Annotated in this window: 12 protein-coding genes; 10 read left to right on the top strand and 2 right to left on the bottom strand. The window is 44.8% G+C overall.

Annotated features, from left to right (window positions below):
• Positions 1-5: 5 nt before the first annotated feature.
• The 10 genes from ESB13_RS04850 (at position 6) to eutC (ending at position 18969) form a co-directional block, all read left to right on the top strand.
• Positions 6-8921, top strand: coding sequence for a scabin-related ADP-ribosyltransferase (locus ESB13_RS04850; RefSeq protein ID WP_129001892.1), 8916 nt, complete (start codon positions 6-8; stop codon positions 8919-8921).
• Entirely contained in the window at positions 8918-9307 is a 390-nt protein-coding gene (locus tag ESB13_RS04845; protein WP_129001891.1) for a hypothetical protein, read from the top strand. The genes ESB13_RS04850 and ESB13_RS04845 overlap by 4 nt, the downstream gene beginning before the upstream one ends.
• 118 nt (positions 9308-9425) lie before the next feature.
• Positions 9426-9926, top strand: a complete 501-nt coding sequence (locus tag ESB13_RS04840; RefSeq protein ID WP_129001890.1) for a hypothetical protein — start codon at positions 9426-9428, stop codon at positions 9924-9926.
• 188 nt (positions 9927-10114) lie between these two features.
• Positions 10115-11488, top strand: a complete 1374-nt coding sequence (locus ESB13_RS04835) for a VapE domain-containing protein (protein ID WP_129001889.1) — start codon at positions 10115-10117, stop codon at positions 11486-11488.
• A 363-nt stretch (positions 11489-11851) separates the two neighbouring features.
• On the top strand, positions 11852-13669 hold the full coding sequence (locus ESB13_RS04830) for an RHS repeat domain-containing protein (RefSeq protein ID WP_129001888.1): 1818 nt from the start codon (positions 11852-11854) through the stop codon (positions 13667-13669).
• Between the two features lies 1 nt (position 13670).
• Complete coding sequence (locus tag ESB13_RS04825; protein ID WP_129001887.1) at positions 13671-14429, top strand: hypothetical protein; 759 nt, start codon at positions 13671-13673, stop codon at positions 14427-14429.
• A 345-nt stretch (positions 14430-14774) separates the two neighbouring features.
• The gene (locus ESB13_RS04820) at positions 14775-15104 is read left to right on the top strand and encodes a transposase (protein WP_220399548.1); all 330 of its coding nucleotides are present in this window, start codon (positions 14775-14777) and stop codon (positions 15102-15104) included.
• A 421-nt stretch (positions 15105-15525) separates the two neighbouring features.
• Positions 15526-16809, top strand: a complete 1284-nt coding sequence (gene eat / locus ESB13_RS04815) for an ethanolamine permease (protein ID WP_246022438.1) — start codon at positions 15526-15528, stop codon at positions 16807-16809.
• A complete protein-coding gene (locus tag ESB13_RS04810; RefSeq protein WP_129001885.1) occupies positions 16806-18188 on the top strand; it encodes an ethanolamine ammonia-lyase subunit EutB in 1383 nt (460 codons plus the stop codon). The genes eat and ESB13_RS04810 overlap by 4 nt, the downstream gene beginning before the upstream one ends.
• Position 18189: 1 nt before the next feature.
• Entirely contained in the window at positions 18190-18969 is a 780-nt protein-coding gene (gene eutC / locus ESB13_RS04805) for an ethanolamine ammonia-lyase subunit EutC (protein ID WP_129001884.1), read from the top strand.
• Between the two features lies 1 nt (position 18970).
• Here eutC and ESB13_RS04800 read toward each other — a convergent pair whose 3' ends face one another.
• Positions 18971-19963 carry an L-histidine N(alpha)-methyltransferase gene (locus ESB13_RS04800; RefSeq protein WP_129001883.1) on the bottom strand — a complete coding sequence of 331 codons (993 nt, stop codon included), beginning with the start codon at positions 19961-19963 and terminating at the stop codon, positions 18971-18973.
• 16 nt (positions 19964-19979) lie between these two features.
• Entirely contained in the window at positions 19980-21131 is a 1152-nt protein-coding gene (gene egtB / locus ESB13_RS04795) for an ergothioneine biosynthesis protein EgtB (protein ID WP_129001882.1), read from the bottom strand.
• Positions 21132-21137 lie beyond the last annotated feature (6 nt).

Genomic DNA, 21137 nt, shown 5'->3' with positions numbered 1-21137 from the left:
CCCTTATGTGCCTGAAGACAGATCTTCTTAAAATTAGTACGGCTATAGTGGTGTTGCTTTCCGTTTGCATTGGCAGGGTAAAGGCCCAGCCTGGCTTACCCGTGGTGGAATATGTACAACCGCTGACAGGATCGCAGTTGGTGACACAGGCCGCTGTAACCGTTCAGAATGACCTTTTTTTCGATCCGGTATACAGCGCTCAGATAGATCAGCCTTACCCGGTTAAAAATATTGTAGCCTTACGCATCAATGAATCCTATAACCGGCTGCTGCCCCCCGGGTTTACGGTTACTGTCAGTGCCCGTATCATTTATACCAACACCTCACAGGTACAGGATTCTATTACGCATGACTTTACTGTAACCTATGATACCGCTGCACACAGGATGCAGGACCTTTTTGTATTTCACGACGCCCAGCGCGTTACTGTCAGGATCCTGGGCATTCAGGCCGTTAATGCGGCTAACCAGGTTATTTCCCCGGCCCCCGATAATGGCTATATCATAATAGAAAATAAGATCCAGGTACAACCCCGCTATAAATTTAATTGTACCACTACGGTAACCAGTCTTGTGCTGACCGACTCGGCAAAGCTCAATCCCGATGAGTTATACGTTTCCTGGAACGACATTCTCGGCGCACATGAATACGATCTTGAATGGACTTATGTCGACAGCAGCACACTTGCCAGCCACGTATTCGGTAACCCGGTAAATAGCGATGCGGTATTTAAGAATAACGCTACACGGGTTAGTCTTGCCGGCAGCCACTATGCTATTCCCTTGATGTATAACGACGCTGGTACCGTGTTTGTAAGGGTCAGGGCTGTTCAATACAATGGTCCGGGCCGGCTCGAAGCCAGTTGGAATAACACTGTTGGCTTATATGCTTTCCAGGGACATGAAAGAGAACTTAACTGGCAGTCGACAATAAGTTATGCCGAAGGTGGATTGCGTAAACTGGTAGTGCAGTATTACGACGGAAGCCTGCGTAGCAGGCAAACTGTCACAAAAGATAATTCTACCAATACCACAGTTGTAGCTGAAAGTTTTTACGACTACCAGGGAAGGCCGGTGATCCAGGTATTACCGGCCCCCACCTTGAATACTATCGTCAGTTATACCCGGCAGTTTAATGTGGCATTGGCTGGCGGCGAATACGAAAAAGGTAACTACGATACGTTGCCCGATATCTCGGCATATTGCGGAACAGGAGCAGCGGCAATGGGCACACAAACTGGTGCCGCACGTTACTATTCACCGCAAAACCCTGAAAGGTCAGGCAACAACGCCTATATCCCCGATGCAGAGGGTTTTCCTTTTGCCGAAACACAGTACACCCAGGATGGAACCGGCAGGATCAGCAGGCAGGGTGGGGTAGGCGCCAATTACAGGCCGGGCGAAGGCCACGATACCAGGTATTTCTATGCTTCTCCTGCACAGGACGAACTGGATGCCTTGTTTGGTACCGAAGTAGGCGACCAGTCGCATTACTTCAAAAATGCCGTGCAGGACGCTAACGGCCAGTTTAGCGTAAGTTATGTTGACATGCACGGGCGAACCATTGCCACAGCATTGGCGGGCGATAAGCCTGCAGGAATGAAAGAACTGGATTCTAAATATGCAAGACATAAAACAGAACAACTGGCCGACTCCAACAGTGTCGTGCTCAGGGGAACAACCATCGAACATAAAAAAAGTATGTTCGTTGACCAGGAAGGCGATTTTGTATTCCGTTACGATCTTGACCCGGAAGCGTTGTTAAAAAGCAACTGTCAGCAAACGCAGATCTGTTATAGCTGTCTTTATGACCTTACCATTACGGTTTCAGATGATTGCAACAACCAGAAACTCCCCGGTGGCAAGGCCTATGAACAGGTGTTGCATAATTTTTCTATCAGCGATATTCAGAATGCATGTAATACGCCTGGCTTCCATCTGAATTTTACACTGCACCTGGTGCCCGGTAACTACGAGGTTACCAAGCAGCTTAGTATTAGTAAGTATGCGAAAGATTACTACCAGGAAAAATCATTTATTCCCAATAATACCTGCACTACGCTGCAGGATATTATTAACGAGCAAAGAACTATCGTATTGTCGGGAAGGGAATGTTATCCCAGTTGTAGCGCCTGTAAGCAGAGCCTGGGCGAATGGGAGAATTTCCGGGCCCAATATATGCTGCGTGCAGGTATCGCGGCAAGCGACTCGGCCTCATTCCGTCAGCAGGCCTGGGCAGCCTACAAAGAGGCGGAAGAAGCCTGCAAGGCGCTCTGTGGCGAACATACAGAAGCGGATGATCTGCGAAAGGCTATGCTGCTCGATCTTACGCCACCGTCAGGACAATACGCCGACTTCGCAAAAAGACAGTCAGCGTATTCTATCTTTTATGCAGACGAGGACGCGGATAAACCTGAGCCTTTCCAGCAAACTGCTATCAATTATTTCGATGCATCAGGGCAGCCTGCCTACGTTATCGATAACAGGAATCTGCAATTGGTAAAACCTAATTTCCTCAACAGGGAACAGTTTGCAGATAAATTCCAGTTAAGCTGGGCCGAAGCGTTGCTGCCATTACATCCGGAATATTGCAAATTGCTAAAATTCGGGGAATATAAAGCCAGCCATGAATGGGATATCGACTTCGCCAATACAGATACTTACCAGGACGCTAAGAGTAAGGGATATCTTAATCCCATTGGCAATACCAGCGCTTTCCCGCAATATGCAACCGGCAGTAAACCTGCAGACCCGCTGGCAGCCTCGTTTGGATCTCAGCTTCAGAATAGCCTGAGCGTAGCACATACAATTACTTTAAATATAAATGGAAGCGTTCAGAGCAATGTGCCATTCAGTATGTGGGCTACTGCCTGCATGTCGGTTACTGTAGCTGGAAACGATACTGCTGGCTTATATAAGGCATACCTCTATCCGTTTAATGAAACAGTTTTATGCAGTGGCGATCTCGATATGGCCTGGAGAGTATTCAGGAACAGTTATCTGCAAATGAAGAAACAACTCCTGGTAACTGTTGTAAATGCCGCTTGCCCTTCAGGTGCCGCCAATCCAACTGCGCAGCAATTATACGCAGCAGGTTTTACACCTAATTTTGTAAGTGCTGCCGAAGTGGCCTCACAAAATGGCCTGGGCAATTTGCTGAATTCCTCCTCCGGTAATTCCGCACAAAGCCTGGTAAACCAGCAACTGCAATCCGCATATGATGAGAACTGCAGGGCATACGCTAAAATGTGGCTGAAGCAGATGGCACCCTGTATTGAGAATGGAATATATGACCAGTCAGAGGTGGAAAATATAATTCTCCCCCGGCTGATAGAAGTGTGTAAACAGGGCTCCGATGCCAGTCATCCTATGGGAGCTTCCAGTGTAAGTCCCGCCAGTACCTATGAATTCAGAAGCTTTGAAGAAGTGCTTAAGAACTATAATGCCACACATGACATTGCGGTTACCTTCGACTGCAACCCTGAAATGATCACAAGCCCGCAGCGGTACGATTTGCAGCCCGCATATGTCAATACTCCTGTATACAGCAAACCTTCGGACTGTGAGTGTAGCCGTATCAGCGGCTATTACAACGAGTTTACGCAGAACCATAAAGACGGTGAAAGCTTTTCCGATTATCTTAAGAGAACAAAAATGGTCTCCATTAACGAGGCTTCTCTTACAGTACTTAGAAATCTTTGTAATAGCACAAACACGACTTGTCAATATCTTTCAACACCGGTATCATTGCCGGTCATATTCCAGTGCCATACAGCGCAGCCATGTGTGCCCTGTAGTACTGTCAACAGTTTGTATGGTCGCTTTCAGATCGAATATCCCGACATTGTGCCTGCTGAACTGGAGACAACTGTAGACCAGCAACTTCAGAACCGGTTGTTCGCCAATTTCATGAATAACAGACTGGGGTTGTCGAAACAAGCGTTCGAATACCTCAGCTTTATCGGACAATGTTCATGTGAAAATGGCGGAAAGGTAGATCAGATTGCTGAAAACTTTAAGTTCAATGATATAAAGAAAACCCGTGACGGCGGAACTTTATTGGCAGGCGCCATGTATAACGATGGCGGCTATCATTTCAATACAGCGGCCATAGCCAAAAAAGATGCGGCAGGAAACCTTCTTTGGGCACATAGCTACATGATTGAGCCTTATAGCAAGGCTGAGCAGTCATTTATACAAATAAATAAGATTAAAGAATTGTCTACAGGCCATTTAATTGCAATAGGGAACGCTGTTGCCGATTTCAATGGAACCGGTGGTATTGACTGGTGGGATGGTTCCCGCGCATTTGTGATGAAACTGGATAAAAACGGTAACTGGCTATGGACAAAAGCTGCATTTACCGATGTGTATTTTTCCGATATAATTGAAACGCCCGATGGTGGTGTGGCTTTTGCCGGTAACACGAACACCGCTGATGCCTCCGATATGGACTGGCTCGTAGGTAAATTCGATCCCAACGGCGATTTGGTATGGTGCAAACAATATAACAATGATGGTAACGACGAGGCGCTGGGCTTAGTTGTACAAAACAATGAACTGGTTGTTACTGGTTATGCTGAGTCGGATAAGATCGTTGATCCGGAAAAGGGGGAGTATCCCGACTACACCATGAGTAATGCGCTGATAGTTCGCCTGTCTCTGGATGATGGCAGCTTCCAGGATGGCTATTCATATGATATCGATGGCATCGGTAACCGTTTTGGAGAAATTTATCCTTCCGGAGAAGGGTTTAAAGTTAAACTCTACAACACCGATGCCTATATATTAGGACTGGAAACAGATATGACAGGCTTTGCGCAATTCAATTCCGATCTTTCTGTTGTAGATATGAAAGCTTTGTCCAGCGAATTCAGGGCAGATTACATGACCTCGAAAATGTGGCCTGACAAGGACGGAGGACTGCTTTACTCTATAAAAACAAATACCGGTATAGCACCTGTTTATAATTATGACTACGATCTTGATTATTGGTATGCCGATGCGCCGGAAGAAAATTGTTATGTATTCAGGATCAATCCGAAAGGTGACGTGGAATGGGGAAGGCATTTCGAAAAAGATGTACGTTATAATAGTTTTACACCTGGCAGTAACAATTATCTCGCTATCGGTAAACAGGGCTATAATCCACTGCTGGCAGAGATCCCGCTAAATGGAGAATTGAATTGTTCTGATGAGGCGACAGACGGCATGGCCTATTCAGTTCAATACTATAGATATGGAGCGCTGTTCAACCAGGTATCCGATTATTCCGACTTCCTGGGGGCCGAGGGCGATGCCTGGGGTATTGCTTTGACTACTGAAACCATTTGTCATACCGGTCAGTGCATGGATCAATTGGATCCAGAGAATGCTCCTATGTTATGCGATGGTAATGAATTTGATTTCAGTCCAGTAACGGAGGAAGTCAATAATTGCTCCGATACCAGTTTTCTTATTCACAGTAAAGCAACTGAAATATTCAAAGTTTACCAGGATTCCCTTAAAAATGATTTTGAACGCCTGTACCACGAAAAATGCCTTGGTGCTTACAGGATAGAATCCTTCACCGTAGAACGTACGCTAAGCGAATACCACTACACATTATATTACTACGATCAGGCTGGCAATCTCACCAAAACGATCCCGCCTGCCGGCGTAAACCCTAACAGGGACGCCTCCTGGCTGGCACAGGTAAAAGCAGCCAGGGCCGCCAACAATAATACCCAGCTTGTTCCTGCGCATTCCATGGCTACTGTATATACCTATAACAGCCTGGGCCAGGTAACAGGACAGATTTCGCCCGATGGCGGCCAGTCTGCATTCTGGTACGACAGGCTTGGACGGCTTGCGGTATCACAGAATGCCAGGCAAAAGAACGCCAGCCAATACAGCTATACGTTATACGACCAGTTGGGCCGTATTACCGAAGTAGGGCAGCTTACAAGTGCCGACCCTATGACGAGCATCAAGTCAAGGGACGCCGGTACTTTGCAGGATTGGCTTACTGCTGCCTCTTCCAGCCGTACCCAGATCACCCAAACGGTATACGACATACGTTATGAAGGCCTGGCAGGCGCGGTGCTTGATGCTGCAAATTTGCGCAACAGGGTTTCTTACACCGCCTTGTTTAACGATGCCGCAGCAGCAGGGGCCACCAATGGCTTTGCCACGGCAACGCTTTACAGTTACGACATACATGGTAACGTAGATACCCTGGTACAGTATTACAACGAGGGCATCATGAAAACCAGCAATGGCAGCAACACCTGGAAAAAAATGGTGTATCGTTACGACCTTATCAGCGGCAAAGTAAACCATGTGGCTTATCAGCCCGGCCAGCGCGATGCCTTCTATCATCGTTATCTCTACGATGCCGAAAACAGGCTGGTAACCTTAGAAACCAGCCGCGACAGCGTCTACTGGGAGAATGAAGCGTGGTACAGTTATTATAAACACGGCCCGCTGGCACGTACAGTACTCGGTCATAACCAGGTACAGGGTCTTGACTATGCCTACACCCTCCAAGGCTGGCTGAAAGCTGTCAATTCCGGCCAATTGCTCAGCGGCGGCGCTAACGGCACAGGAACAGGCTGCGCTTCAACCACTGCTGTCGACGACCTGGTATTAAACTATCGTCCCGCTGCTGGCCCTGCAGTGTACACAGCACGGCAGAGTATAAATTTTGACAATGGCTTTACCAGCAACGATACCGATGAATTCGAAACCAACCTCGATAGCGGCCTGCCTTTATGTAATGCGCCGTCATCTTCACTATTGCCGGATGGCACTCCGGGCAATCCCGTAGCCAAAGATGCATTCAGCTACGTTTTACATTACAATGCTGCCGACTTCAAGCCCATCAACGCAGGCGCTCCGGATGCCTTGGTGCCAGGCTTGTTAGGCGCAGATTATCGTCCGTTATACAATGGCAATATCGCCGGCATGGGTGTAACCATAGGTAAGCTGGGCCAGTCCTATTGGTATAACTACCGTTACGACCAGTTAAACCGCCTGGTATCCATGGACGCCTGGAAATCGTCCAGCGACCTCTGGACAAGCCTCGAAAAACAACTCGACTACAAGGAATCCATTTCCTACGATGCCAACGGCAATATCTCTTCCTATTTGCGCAACGGCTCCACCTCCGCCGGCAAACCGCAGGAAATGGATCGGCTGGCCTACTATTACAATCCAGGCAATAACCAGCTCAACTACATCCACGACACAGTTCCGGAGAATAATTACACCGAAGACATCGATGCGCAATCCATGAACAACTACACTTACGATGCCATCGGCAACATGACCAGGGACATAAAGTCCGGGATAACCGATATCCAATGGAATGTGTACGGCAAAATCAGCCACATCGTAAAATCCGATAACACCACTATCGACTATGCTTACGACGCTTCCGGTAACCGTATCCGAAAGACAGTTGGTTCTCACACAACCTGTTATGTCCGCGATGCACAGGGTAATGTCATGAGCGTTTACGAGGCCGGGAACACCGCGCTTAACAACGGCAACCTTACCCAGACGGAGCTGCACATGTACGGAAGCAGCCGTCTCGGAATTATCAAAGCGACCCTTGACGCGGTAAATGGAACTGCAACAAGCGCGCCGCCCGTTTCAATGCCCCTGTTAAGTACAGGAAATAGCTATATATTTACGAGAGGATATAAGTTCTTTGAGTTAAGCAATCATTTAGGTAATGTGCTGGCGACGGTGTCGGATAGGAAGATACCCGTAAGTTCAAATGGTACTAGTATTGACTACTATAATGCTGATATTGTATCTGCACAGGACTATTATCCTGGCGGCATGCAAATGTTAGGAAGAATTTATTCTAATGGAGTTGGTTACAAATATGGCTTTGCAGGAAAGGAGAAGGATAATGAAATCAAAGGCGAGGGGAACAGTTACAACTTTGATGCAAGGATGTATGACCCAAGGGTAGTCAGATGGTTTTCAACCGATGCCAAGGAAAAACCCCATTTAAGCCCATACAATTTTGTACAAAATAATTTTCCTAATAAGATTGATCCTGATGGAAATGATGATATACATTTTCATTTTTTAACAAAAATTACAGGGTTTACTTTGGGCGCAGGGACGCCCGCTTGTTCTACTTTTTATAGAACTACAACCACTGCTGCTGTTCAGATTGTGAAGACGAATGGGCCTGATAGGTTTTTTCATCATAAACATTTTGTCTTTGCTAATGGAATGCATTCTGAAAAGATAAAGGAGTTTCATCCATTTGTAGAATCAAGCAGGAGCGGTTTGACTACGACACCGATACCTTTTTCTATGGGGCTTTTAACCAGGAATGATAAGGATGTACATACTCTTGGTAAGTATTATGACGCATTTCCTGAGTATAAAAAATTATTGGATCAGAGGCTTGCAAATCCTACGAGTGATTTTTATTCTTCAGGAAATTGGTACAATTATAATAAGGTATTTAAACCTGCAAAAAGTAACTATGATCTTTGGGGAGGTGTGGCTAAGGGGGCCGAGATTACGGCAGCCGTTGTGGGATTTGCAGAAATGGGACTATCTTTAGTTAGCGCAGAAGCTAATACTGCAAGATTTCTTTATAGGTTCGATACTAGAAGTTTGGAAGAAATCAAAGCCGCAGGCGGATTTAAGGCATGGGGCGATGACCTCGACATAGCAGCGCATGCTACCGGTAGTTATGAAAGTGCTTATGTCTCGACCTCTTTGGAAGAATCAGCAGTAATGAAAATGTTTCAAGGGAAGTCAGGATTTATATATAAAATAAAGTGGCAAGAGGCGGGGGTTAATGTAAATGAGGCACTAGGGTCGAGAACTCCATACGGCCATGAATTAGAAATCGCAGTTCCAGGAAGGATAGATGCAGCAGATATAATTAATGTAAAACCTAACAAATGAGAAACTCAAGATATATTAAATTACTAAATAATAATTTGATAAGCTCTGGCAAAATAGAAATGGCCGAAGATTTTATCCATCTGATAAGTGAAGATGATTCGTTTCTTATAGAAAAAAAAGCTCCTCCATTTGCCTTATTAAAGTGGTTAAGACTGGAGCTGGAAAAAAAAGGCATTATTGTGCTGGTAAATGGTAGTAGAAGAGATGTATATCCATCTGGTATGACTTTAGTGAGTTCTATGGCTTATGTTAATAGCTTAGGAAAGCAGGCCTCTTTAGATGATCTAGTAGATATCTTTGACGAATGCACTAATAGGACGCTTTTGTCTTCAGTTCAGGAGCAAGAGTTATATCATGAAGAATGGTTGAAGAGTATAGGTCTGTAACAACGTTAATATTAAAAGGGATTATTGAACACTTGAACCGCGTTATTGGGGAAGATATGTTAGGCTCCTATTATGATTTCACTGAAGCCTGACTTTAAAATTTGCCATCGAACAAGGTGTGTATAAAGATGAAGTTGCGCTGAATCAATACCTATCAGATGCTTTTATAAATAATCCCAAGACGGTTGATCGAATCCTATCCCTGGCGGTTAATGAAATTGAGCATTTGAAGAAAACATATGTGCATCATGATTGGTTAAAGCCATTCCCGGTAATTGCTGAACGCTTAGAGGCCATAAGAGTTAATATATTGGCTCGATATAGTGATTCTGTCAGTGCAATGGGTAGAGGAACTATAAAACCATTGGTTTGGACTGGTGGAGTGGCTGTATTAGGTACTTTGTTCAATGAATTGCGTACCTCTGAAAAAAATAGTGCTGGTAATACAATGATAAATGCTACCGCAAAAGAGATCGAAGATTTTATATGTGAAGCATTTGTCGATGAAAGCGGAAATCCTTTTGAAAGGTCCTCAGTTAATAGATATTTATCATCCGACAAGCAAGCCAAGAGAAACAAAGTGGACATAAAAGCTATTAAGGCGAAAACAAAAGAATAGGCATCATTTAATGTAACTGATCTAAGGGAGTGTAGGGAGACCTGCATTCCCTTTTTTTATGTCCAGACAATAAAATTAGTCTTAGGACTATTAATGACAGAACCGACTATTCAAGCTGCCGCATCTTTGTATTGTAAACGGAAGGCGCCAAAGTTTACAATATTATTAATTTTCAAAAACAAACTTTTATGTTTGAGAATAAAATTGAATTTAACCCTTTCGATCCCGCATTTGACTCTGAATTCGGCAAAAAGCACGCCAAGGCGCTAACAGTAAAAATGGTAGAAGTCGGTCAAAATGAAAAAAAATCTGTTATAGTCGGAAAAAGAGAGGAGGCTCCGACCACGAAAACAACCTACGCATTAAAACCACCAAAAGCAGTTCAGGAATTAAACGATCAAGCCATTCGCGTTGAAAAACCGAAGGAAATAGATTCAATTGCAGCCACAAAAGAGTATTGGCAGAATAAATACGATTTCCGACGCAATGATATTAATAGCTGTCTTGAATTTAGATCACTAGACGAACACACATGGCGGATTCTTGATGACCATGCACTAAACTCACTTTATTTTGAACTTCATATGGCGAGAATAAACGTCAAGCGCGAAGTTGTAGGTGCAATGCTTAGATCAGACTTTGTTTCTGCCTACAATCCCATACATGATTACATTCAAGGCCTATCAGAATGGGATGGGCACACAGACTATATTAGTGAATTTGCAGAACGGGTAAAAACTACAAACCAGGCAGTATTCAATAAGTTTTTTAAGAAATGGATGCTTGCTGTAGTAGCAAGTTGTTGGCTACCGGAGGCCACCAATCATCTGGTACTGCTTTTAAAAGGCAGGCAGGGTATTGGTAAAACAAGATGGCTTCGCAGTTTAGTTCCAGCAGAATTAAAGCAATATTGCTATGAAGGTACTTTCAATCCTGCCAAAAAAGAACAGGAGCAGCTTTTGGCAGAGCGTATTTTAATTATCCTGGATGAGTTTGATATCAAAACTGACCGACAAATGGATGCTTTTAAAAGCGCTGTTAGCAGCGAGATAGTGAACGTTAAAAAGGCATATGCTGGATACTCGGAAAACAAATCACGCATCGCTTCATTTGCAGGTACTACCAACCGAACTAACTTTTTAAATGACAGTACAGGCACCAGACGCTTTTTTGTGGCAGAAGCAACTGAAATTAATTCAGAGCCATACGAGCACCTGGATATGGTTTATGCTCAAGCCTTCTACCTACTAAGACAGGACGAAAAGTTTTATCTGAGCGGAGCCGATATTGCAGAGCTGAATGAGTTAAATGCAGATCATGCAGCAGTAGATCTTGAACAAGAGTATTTGTCGAAGTATGTAGGGAATGCAACTGATGATAACGCCAATAAAATAGCGTTATCGGCTACAGAAATTACTGAACACATCTGTGAACATAGTCCTTTAAAATTTTCCAGAAACCTGGTACAAAAAATAGGAGTACTGCTCAAACAAAACGGCTTCCGTCAGAGGAAAAGCAATGGCCGACCAGTTTATGATGTAGTATTACTGAAAGAAGAATAAAAATAAACCCTCCCTAGCCCTCCCTGTGATGGTAAAAGGGAGAGCAGAAAGGGCATTTTTAAAACAACCAGGCATAGCAATGGCTGAAACAAAAGTGTGATCTATTATTAAATCTGAAAGTGATATTAAAGACAGAAGGAGTTACTGTTATAGTGGCTCCTTTTTCTTTTAAATGGTAATTCCATTGACTACCGACAATATAAGAGTGCTAGTAAAACGAGGATGTACTAGAGTGAGTTCATAAATGACTAGTGGACTGTTTCCCTGTGTTTATCAGGGCATTTCGCCTGGATTCCTTTGCCAATAGGGATTAGATTGAATCATACTGCATCTTTAACAGCACCTTTCAGTTGGTAAATTAGATTGAAGAATAATTTCGATTGCCTCGAAAAACAACTCGACTACAAGGAATCCATTTCCTACGATGCCAACGGCAATATCTCTTCCTATTTGCGCAACGGCTCCACCTCCGCCGGCAAACCGCAGGAAATGGATCGGCTGGCCTACTATTACAATCCAGGCAATAACCAGCTCAACTACATCCACGACACAGTTCCGGAGAATAATTACACCGAAGACATCGATGCGCAATCCATGAACAACTACACTTACGATGCCATCGGCAACATGACCAGGGACATAAAGTCCGGGATAACCGATATCCAATGGAACGTGTACGGCAAAATCAGCCGCATCGTAAAATCTGATAACACCACTATCGACTATGCTTACGACGCTTCCGGTAACCGTATCCGTAAAACCATAGGTTCTCACACAACCTGTTATGTCCGCGATGCCCAGGGTAATGTCATGAGCGTTTACGAGGCCGGGAACACCGCGCTTAACAACGGCAACCTTACCCAGACGGAGCTGCACATGTACGGAAGCAGCCGTCTCGGAATTATCAAAGCGACCCTTGACGCGGTAAATGGAACTGCAACAAGCGCGCCGCCCGTTTCAATGCCCCTGTTGAGTACAGGAAATAGCTATATATTTACGAGAGGATATAAGTTCTTTGAGTTAACCAACCATTTAGGGAACGTGCTGGCGACGGTGTCGGATAGAAAGGTACAGGTGGGAAGTGGGGGCAGTGTAGAGTATTATAGCGCTGATGTTGTGAGTGCGCAGGATTATTATCCGTTTGGGATGCTACAGCCGGGGCGGAGTTATAATGTAGGAATGTATAGATATGGGTTTAATGGGCAAGAGAGGACCAACGAAATTTATGATGAAGGTTATACAGCTGAATTTTGGCAATATGATGCACGAGTAGGCCGGAGATGGAATGTTGATCCTGTTATCAAGGTTGATGAAAGCCCATATGCTGTTTTTAACAACAGCCCATTAATCCTGAACGATCCAGATGGTGATACTCCAGATAAGCCCAAGGCAGATGGAACGAAAGAAGGAGAACAACAAACCACTTCTGAAACTACTTATGCCAGTTTGCATAATGCGCCTAAGACAACAAAAATAGATTGGTTCTGGCATGCTGGTTCTAAAGATTATAATACAAAAGCTGGCTGGTATAATGCTGAAGATTATCAGAAGGTACTAACTCCTATAGCAGCGGACTTAGCGGGTTACAATGGAATGTATTCAAGCATGGCTGGATATAATTGGAGTAAAGAAGATAAAGAGGCCGTTGGTTTTAGTAAGTTAGGACGCTTTGTTGGCGACGGGCTTTCAGAAGGCGCTGCCACTAATTTGGCGATCGCCACTAAGAATTACGCATTTTCCAGAAATTTTTATGTCAGTGGTTATACTAGCGCATCGGCTGTAAATGCAGAAGATCTTTTATTGGTGGGCGCTGTTGTGAAAGGTTTAGCAAAAGTCGCCTTAGCGAAAACATTAGGATCTGCTCAGTCTACAAGTACTTTTGCCCACGCATTTACTTCTAGGCTTATTGGATTTCGATATGCGCTGGATCCTAGAGTAGAAAGGGTTACTTTTGATCTAGGATATAAAAAGCTTTTAGGTGGAGGTAATTTTAAGTGGGGGCCTAGGCCGGATGTCGGAGTACTTTTCAAAGATGGTAGTGTAAGGGTTTTCGAAGTTATGTCTAAAACTGATGTTGAGGAATTGCTTAAGTTAAGGAATCTTCGGTTTATGAGGCGTAACTCTATAATGGGAGACGTTAAGGTCGTGAAACCTATTTTGTTTCATTTATTATATAGATAGAATGTTTTTTAAAAAGAAAAATAAGGACGTTAGATGCTATGTTTTGTATTTCTCCGAATTTGATCGGAGTAAAACGGGGCAGCTTTACCAATTCATTCTTGATTACTTTGATAGTAGTTTAGGTAACGTATTTAAATATTTAGGTTTTTATAGTGAAAACTATAATCTAATATATGGTACTTTCGAAAGCGTTCAGGAAAAGATTAAAAGGCATAATTGGAATGAGATTGTCAATTTAACTTTTGAGGATGGCGATGCTAGGAAGGAAAAGCAGGGGCTGAGTATTCAATTTGAAATTTGTAAACCGAATCAGATAACCATAGTACTTACAAAATCGTATGAGAATTTCAAGTTGGTCGATTTTGTTAATGCATTGTATGTTCATTTTAAAGTGATATATGGGTTTGCATATTTGACTGAAAATGTTAAATGGGCTACAGCATATGCAGATGGTGCATTTGAGCATGTAAAAGATAAGGAACTAGCTGACACCTCAGTAAATGCTTTGAAAGCTTGGCAAACAAAGTCTGAGCTGATACAAAAAGGGTATATTAGAGGTGTTTTTGATATAAATTTATTGTCGAAGGCTCATTTGTCCTTTCTGATTGATGGGAGGCCTCTAGAGTGGCATATAGAAAACGAAGACTGGGGGCGGGTGTTCTCGATAAATCCTGATATATACATCTGGCAGCTTAGTGACGAGGAGATAAAATTATCACGTAATTCTTTGGACAAGAGTGAAATTCTGTTGAGGTTTTGATTCTTCTATAGCCGCGAAAGGATATAGATTAGTTACTTCTTACAGGAGGGCAGATAGGTATATATAGGACAGAAATGGATAGATTACACTCTGTTGTTCTGTACTGATTTGATCCACTGATTAAAAATATTAAAAGGGTTTCAACTATTGTTAATTGTAAAGGAAAAAGCGATTAGGTTAAGTTGGAGATTTATGGAGTGTGGTTCAAATCTAATTTGGTTTCAGATGATTGATTAATTGTAGGGTTGCTTAAAATTAAAATCAATGACACTATCTCATAAACTGTGTAAATGAAAAATCGGGGTTTCAATCCTGATTTTTTATTTTTAAACCGATATACAGTTTATGCGACCAGAAGACTTTTTAATCGACGATTTTTTAAAGCAGTTTAAGACCAGACAAGATTTAAGCCAGCTCCAGAAACGCGGCATAGAAAAAATGCTTGAGGGTGAGCTGGATGGCCATCTGGGCTATGATAAGCACGAGCAGCCTGAGAACATCAATACCCGTAATGGCTATGGCAAAAAGAAGATCAAAACCAGTTACAGGGAGTCAGAAATCCGCATTCCCCGAGATCGTGACGCCAGTTTTAACCCCATGATAGTTCCTAAGAGGGAAAGTATGGTAGAAGGCATAGAAGTGTCATATCAAATAATGAGTGAAAAGACTGTTTGAGAATACAATTTTCTATAAAAATGGGGAGGCTTTGACTAGCGAACGGGTAACTAACTTATTTAAATAACATGGATAGCTATATTGATAGTGAACAGCTAGATCAATTGAATACTTTGTCCGGTTGTTCTTATGTGAGCTTTAAGTTTGAAAGTAATTGAAAACACAATTCAGCTTCTATTGCTGGTCAAAATCGGGTAGAATGGTCAATATGTTTGAACTTGCCAAATCTCTGTTTGTGTTATCGGGTTTCTACTACCAGTGTGGGGCATATATGCGATATGCCGCCCAGAATGACCAAGGATTTTGTGGAAAACGGGCATGATTGGTGTACATGCCGTTTTCCATTCCCCCTTTCACATACATGAAAATATAAGTATATTACATACCTATCTTCATCGTTTGTATGGGAAATACTGCTTCTTTGAGAAAGGTCCTTAAGCCTGTTCATATCTGGGCTATTGCCGTTGGCCTTGTGATATCAGGTGAATATTTCGGCTGGAACTATGGCTGGGGGGCGGCAGGTACTGTCGGCTTCCTCATCGCGGCCCTCGTTGTTACTGTCATGTATATCTGCTTTATCTTCAGCTTTACCGAGCTCACCACCGCCATTCCAGATGCAGGCGGCCCCTTTGCATACGCTTATAAAGCACTTGGCCCCTGGGGTGGACTAATAGCAGGCTATGCTTCGGTTATTGAATTCCTTTTTGCAGCACCGGCTATTGCGTTTGCGCTTGGTAGCTACATTCATTTTCTATATCCATCTGTTCCCGTTATTTATACGGCGATTGGAAGTTATTTTCTTTTCACCGGCCTCAATCTGCTGGGTATAAAGGAGTCTGCTTTTTTTACGCTCATAGTTACATTGTTGGCGGTAACAGAACTGCTGGTGTATCTCGGCATTGTGGCGCCTGCATTCTCTGTCACCAATTTTATGAATAATGCTTTTCCGCTTAAATGGTCTGGTTTATTTGCAGCCCTTCCTTTCGCAATCTGGTTGTACGTTTGCATCGAAGGAGTTGCGATGGTGGCGGAAGAAGTGAGGGATATAAAAAAGGATATTCCAAGGGGATATATCTCCGGTATATTAACCTTGCTGATCCTCGCACTGGCCGTCATGATCTGTACAGGCGGCATTACCGACTGGCGCCTGCTTGCCAATATCGACTATCCCTTACCCGAATCGATAGGTATTGTTCTCGGAAAAGAGAACAGCATAACCCGGCTGTTTGCCGGAATAGGTTTGTTTGGTCTTATTGCTTCATTCCATAGTATTATTATTAGTTATTCCCGCCAGTTATTTGCGTTGGGCCGCAGCAACTATCTCCCTGGTATCTTGTCGCAGGTAAATAGCCGCTTTCAAACGCCGCACTGGGCGCTGCTGGCAGGTGGCGCAGCAGGAATTCTCGCTTTGCTGCTGCTTGATACCAGTAAATTGGTGGTGATTTCAACAATGGGCGCTGTAGTAATGTATATCATAAGTATGATCAGTCTTTTTGTGCTCCGTAAAAAAGCGCCGGAATTGGAGCGGCCTTTTAAGGCGCCATTCTACCCCTGGATGCCATTAATAGCTTTGTTACTTTCTGTGCTTGCCTGTGTTACTATTATCGTATTTTATCCCTGGCTGAGCCTGCTGTTCTTTATAGGGCTCGCGCTGATAGGTATCATTTTTTATATAGGCCGTCACCGGCCAATACCCGTATCATGAGTTACCATTATTCCATAGGAAACCACAATTATCGCTTTCAAACGCTAAAAACGTTACTGGCAAAAGCATCCCCATTCCGCTCCGGCGATGCGCTGGCACAACTAACGGCAGAAAGCTACGAAGAACGGGTGGCCGCCCAGCTTGCGCTTGCCGATGTGCCGCTGAAGGATTTCCTTCAGGAAATGGTCATTCCCTATGAAACGGACGAAGTTACCAGGCTCATTATAGATTCACATGACCCCCTGGCCTTTGCGCCGGTAAGTAGTTTTACAGTAGGGCAGTGGCGTGACTGGCTGCTGAGCGATGATGTTGATGCACATGTGTTGCAACGGCTGGTGCCGGGTATCACCCCCGAAATGATCGCTGCAGTAAGTAAACTAATGCGTAACCAGGATCTGATACAGGTGGCCGCCAAATGTGAAGTGGTCACCAGGTTCCGGAATACTATTGGTTTGAAAGGCCGTTTGTCCGTTAGGTTACAGCCCAATAGTCCTACCGACGATCCGCGGGCGATAGCCGCTTCTGTCATTGATGGGTTGTTATACGGCAGCGGCGATGCAGTGATTGGCATCAACCCCGCAACAGATAATCCCGATACCGCTGCTCTGCTGCTCCGCTTGCTCGACCAGCTTCGGCAACAGTTCGATATTCCCATGCAAAGCTGTGTTCTATCGCATGTTACCACCACCCTGGGCCTGATTGAAAGAAAGGAGCCTGTAGACCTGGTCTTCCAGTCTATAGGCGGAACAGAAAAAAACAATAGCAGCTTTGGTGTAAGCTTGTCTATACTGCAGGAAGCCTATGAGGCAGCATTGTCTTTGCGCAGGGGAACAATCGGCAATAACCTCATGTATTTTGAAACTGGTCAGGGAAGTGCCTTATCGGCTAATGCACATGAAGGTGTCGATCAGCAGACTTGTGAAGTAAGGGCTTATGCAGTAGCACGGCATTTCAATCCCCACCTCGTAAATACAGTAGTGGGCTTTATCGGCCCGGAATATCTTTTCGATGGCAAACAGATCATACGGGCTGCACTGGAAGATCATTGCTGCGGTAAGCTGGCAGGATTGCCTATGGGCGTTGATATTTGTTATACCAATCATGCCGAGGCCGACCAGGACGACATGGATAACCTGCTCACGTTGTTGGGGGTTGCCGGATGTAATTATATCATGGGAGTTCCCGGGGCAGATGATATCATGTTAAATTATCAGTCTACTTCTTTTCACGATGCCTTATACCTCCGGAAGATGCTTGGACTGCGTCCTGCTCCTGAGTTTGAAGAATGGCTGTTGCGCCAGGGTATTATCGATCAGCAAGGCCGGTTACAGCAGCCGGCGATAGCAACCCGGTTATTGGAACAAATAAAACAATGGTGAAATGGATAAACCAGTAATTCCAACGCCACTGATCCGCGAAGATCCCTGGATTGGTTTAAAGAGCCTTACCGCTGCACGTATTGCATTAGGTCGCACCGGGGTGGCCGTTCCCTTGCGCGAAGTGCTGGCATTCCGATTGGCCCATGCACATGCCCGGGATGCGGTGCATACAGCATGGGATACAGATGTTATGATCAAAGAACTGGAACCTTTATCCGGATATCCTGTATGGGTAGTGAACAGCCAGGCCAGTGACCGTTTCCAATACCTGCAGCGACCCGATAAGGGAAGGTTATTGCATTCGTCTTCTGCCGCTTTACTGGAAAATGCAAATCTGCCTGCAGGCGATATTGTTTTGGTAATAGCTGACGGGCTATCTGCTACCGCGGTGCAACATCATGCTGCGCCACTGCTCCGGCTGCTGGTGCCCGCGTTAAAAGCCGAGGGGTTTTCAATGTTGCCATTGGTATTGGTCAGGCAGGGACGTGTAGCAATCGGCGACCAGGTGGCTGCATTGCTGAAAGCCCGGTTGTCTTTATTATTGGTGGGAGAGCGGCCAGGCCTTACCGCGGCAGACAGTCTCGGAGCTTATCTTACCTACGCGCCCAAGCCCGGTCTTACCGATGACAACCGGAATTGTGTCTCCAATATTCGCCCCCGGGGCCTGTCTTATGAAGATGCCGCTTCCAGGCTCCTGCATCTGGTGAAAGAGGCTTTTCGCAAACAGATCTCAGGAGTGGCGCTCAAAGACACGCAGCAATTGCCGGAAAGCGGCAGTTGACCTACCCCCGCCATAAACAATCGGCAAAACATCCGCTGGCATCCACAAAGCTTCCAACAGGCGAAAAACCTGCCGTGAAAGCCAGTCGCTGGATTTCCTCGGGAGAATATTTCTGCGCAACCTCCATAAATATGCATTCGTCTTTTTCAAACGTAATAGTGGCCTCCTTTCCTATACATACTTTCTGTTTCTCCAGGCTCACCAGGTAGCTCTTGCAGGCGCCGGTAGCCGGATCATAGGTAGGGTAGTGGTGAAACAACATAGGATCAAAATCCGCATCCAGTTCCCGGTTGATCCTGTGTAACAGGTTGATATTAAAATCGCGGGTAAGACCTTGTTTGTCGTTATAGGCATCAAGGATCACCTGTGGATGTTTCTTCAGATCAAAGCCAATGAGCAGAAGATCACCAGGACGCATCGTCCTGCGTAACTCGCGGCAGAAATTCACAGCCGTCCGTGCATCAAAATTGCCGATGTTGCCGCCCATGAACAAAACCAGTTTATTGCGATGCGATAATTCGGTGGTCTGTTGCAGCATCTCAAGATACTCTCCATGCAGGCCATGTATCCTGAGACCGGGTAATGCTTCCGGAAGACGTTTCTCGAGGTCTTGTATTATATTCCAGGAAATATCGATAGGGTAATAAGTGAAATCAGGTAAGGTGTTGCATACGGTCTGAAGCAGGTGTATCGACTTTGAAGCATCACCAGCGCCAAGTTCTACCACATCAAACTGGGGCAGATATTTTAATACGGATCCAATGATCTCTTCTCTTTGCTGCCGTATGATCTCCATTTCACAACGTGTAGGATAATACTCCGGGCATTGCATGATCTGTTGGAAAAGTTTGTCGCCCTGCTCATCATAAAAATATTTTGAATGCAGGCATTTGGGGCTACTGCTTAATCCTTCAATTACATCTGTAAGGAACTGGTGACGATGATCGGTGATAATAGCGCCGTTAGCCGCAGTAGAAAGCGTTGTTGTGTGCATAGTGGTACGGATTAAATTATCTGGCAAGGCGCAGTCCGGTGAATTGCCAGCGCAGATGCGGGTGAAAGAAATTTCTATAGGTAATGCGGCTATGCCCGGGTGGCGTTACTTCCGAAGCGCCGCGTAACACCATTTGGCTAACCATGAATTTGCCATTATACTCGCCGATAGCCCCCGGCGCTTTTTTGAAACCCGGGTAAGGTAGATAAGCGCTTTCGGTCCATTCCCAGCGCTGTCCCCATTTGAACTGGCGTGCTGCAACCTCCCACTCGAATTCGGTGGGTAACCGCATGCCCTTCCAGGCTGCATAAGCTGCCGCTTCGTAATAACTGATATGCGCTACAGGAGTAGCCAGGTCCAGCGGCTTTAGCCCCTCCCAGGTATAATAAAACCATTGCCCGTCTACCAGGTGCCAGTAAAGAGGAGCGCCTACATGATGCTGCTGAACCCAATCCCATCCCTCCGCATGCCAGTAACGAAAATCACGGTAACCGCCGCTTTCGATAAAGGAAAGAAAACCCGCATTGGTCTCCGGGGCAGATTCTATGGTATAGTCGTTTAAATAAACTTTATGACGGCTGCATTCATTATCGAAACAGAAACCGTCTCCCTCATGACCTATTTCATAAATACCCGCCTTGATAGGTATCGACGCTGGCTGGTTATTGGCGGCAGTAGCAGCCGTAAAAGGAGAGGAGCCATAAGCAGGCAACAAGGGATTATGGCCAAGAATATATTTGATATCAGTATACAACAGTTCCTGGTGCTGTTCTTCATGATTAAGCCCCAACATCACCAGTTGCTGCAATTCCAGTGACAACGGCTGTGCAAGAAATGTTTCCATAGCAGCATCCACATAGTCCCGGTACTTATAAATGTCTTCAACTGAGGGACGGCTGAGGTTGCCACGATGTGTGCGTATTACCCGCTTGCCTACCGATTCATAATAACTGTTGAAAACAAAATTATAATCCGTGTCAAACACTTCGTAGTCAGGCCGATTGGGCTGAAGCAGAAATGTTTCGAAGAACCAGGTGGTATGACCCAGATGCCATTTAGGGGGACTAACATCAGCAATGGGCTGAACTACATAGTCTTCTGTTTTAAGGGGATGGCAGATTTCTTTGGTACGCGTCCTTATTTTTTTGTACTCCTGTAATAGTTCCATAAAGGT

Origin of the sequence: Filimonas effusa (assembly GCF_004118675.1) — a bacterium.
Taxonomy (GTDB): Bacteria; Bacteroidota; Bacteroidia; order Chitinophagales; family Chitinophagaceae; genus Filimonas; species Filimonas effusa.
This window is presented reverse-complemented; position numbering and strand designations above follow the sequence as displayed.

Excerpts from the sequence above, each read along its gene's own strand:
- ESB13_RS04800 (WP_129001883.1), bottom strand. The coding sequence starts at position 19,963 with ATGCACACAACAACGCTTTCTACTGCGGCTAACGGCGCTATTATCACC.
- egtB (WP_129001882.1), bottom strand. The coding sequence starts at position 21,131 with ATGGAACTATTACAGGAGTACAAAAAAATAAGGACGCGTACCAAAGAA.
- ESB13_RS04850 (WP_129001892.1), top strand. The coding sequence starts at position 6 with ATGTGCCTGAAGACAGATCTTCTTAAAATTAGTACGGCTATAGTGGTG.
- ESB13_RS04820 (WP_220399548.1), top strand. The coding sequence starts at position 14,775 with ATGCGACCAGAAGACTTTTTAATCGACGATTTTTTAAAGCAGTTTAAG.
- eutC (WP_129001884.1), top strand. The coding sequence starts at position 18,190 with ATGGATAAACCAGTAATTCCAACGCCACTGATCCGCGAAGATCCCTGG.
- ESB13_RS04810 (WP_129001885.1), top strand. The coding sequence starts at position 16,806 with ATGAGTTACCATTATTCCATAGGAAACCACAATTATCGCTTTCAAACG.
- ESB13_RS04825 (WP_129001887.1), top strand. The coding sequence starts at position 13,671 with ATGTTTTTTAAAAAGAAAAATAAGGACGTTAGATGCTATGTTTTGTAT.
- ESB13_RS04835 (WP_129001889.1), top strand. The coding sequence starts at position 10,115 with ATGTTTGAGAATAAAATTGAATTTAACCCTTTCGATCCCGCATTTGAC.
- ESB13_RS04845 (WP_129001891.1), top strand. The coding sequence starts at position 8,918 with ATGAGAAACTCAAGATATATTAAATTACTAAATAATAATTTGATAAGC.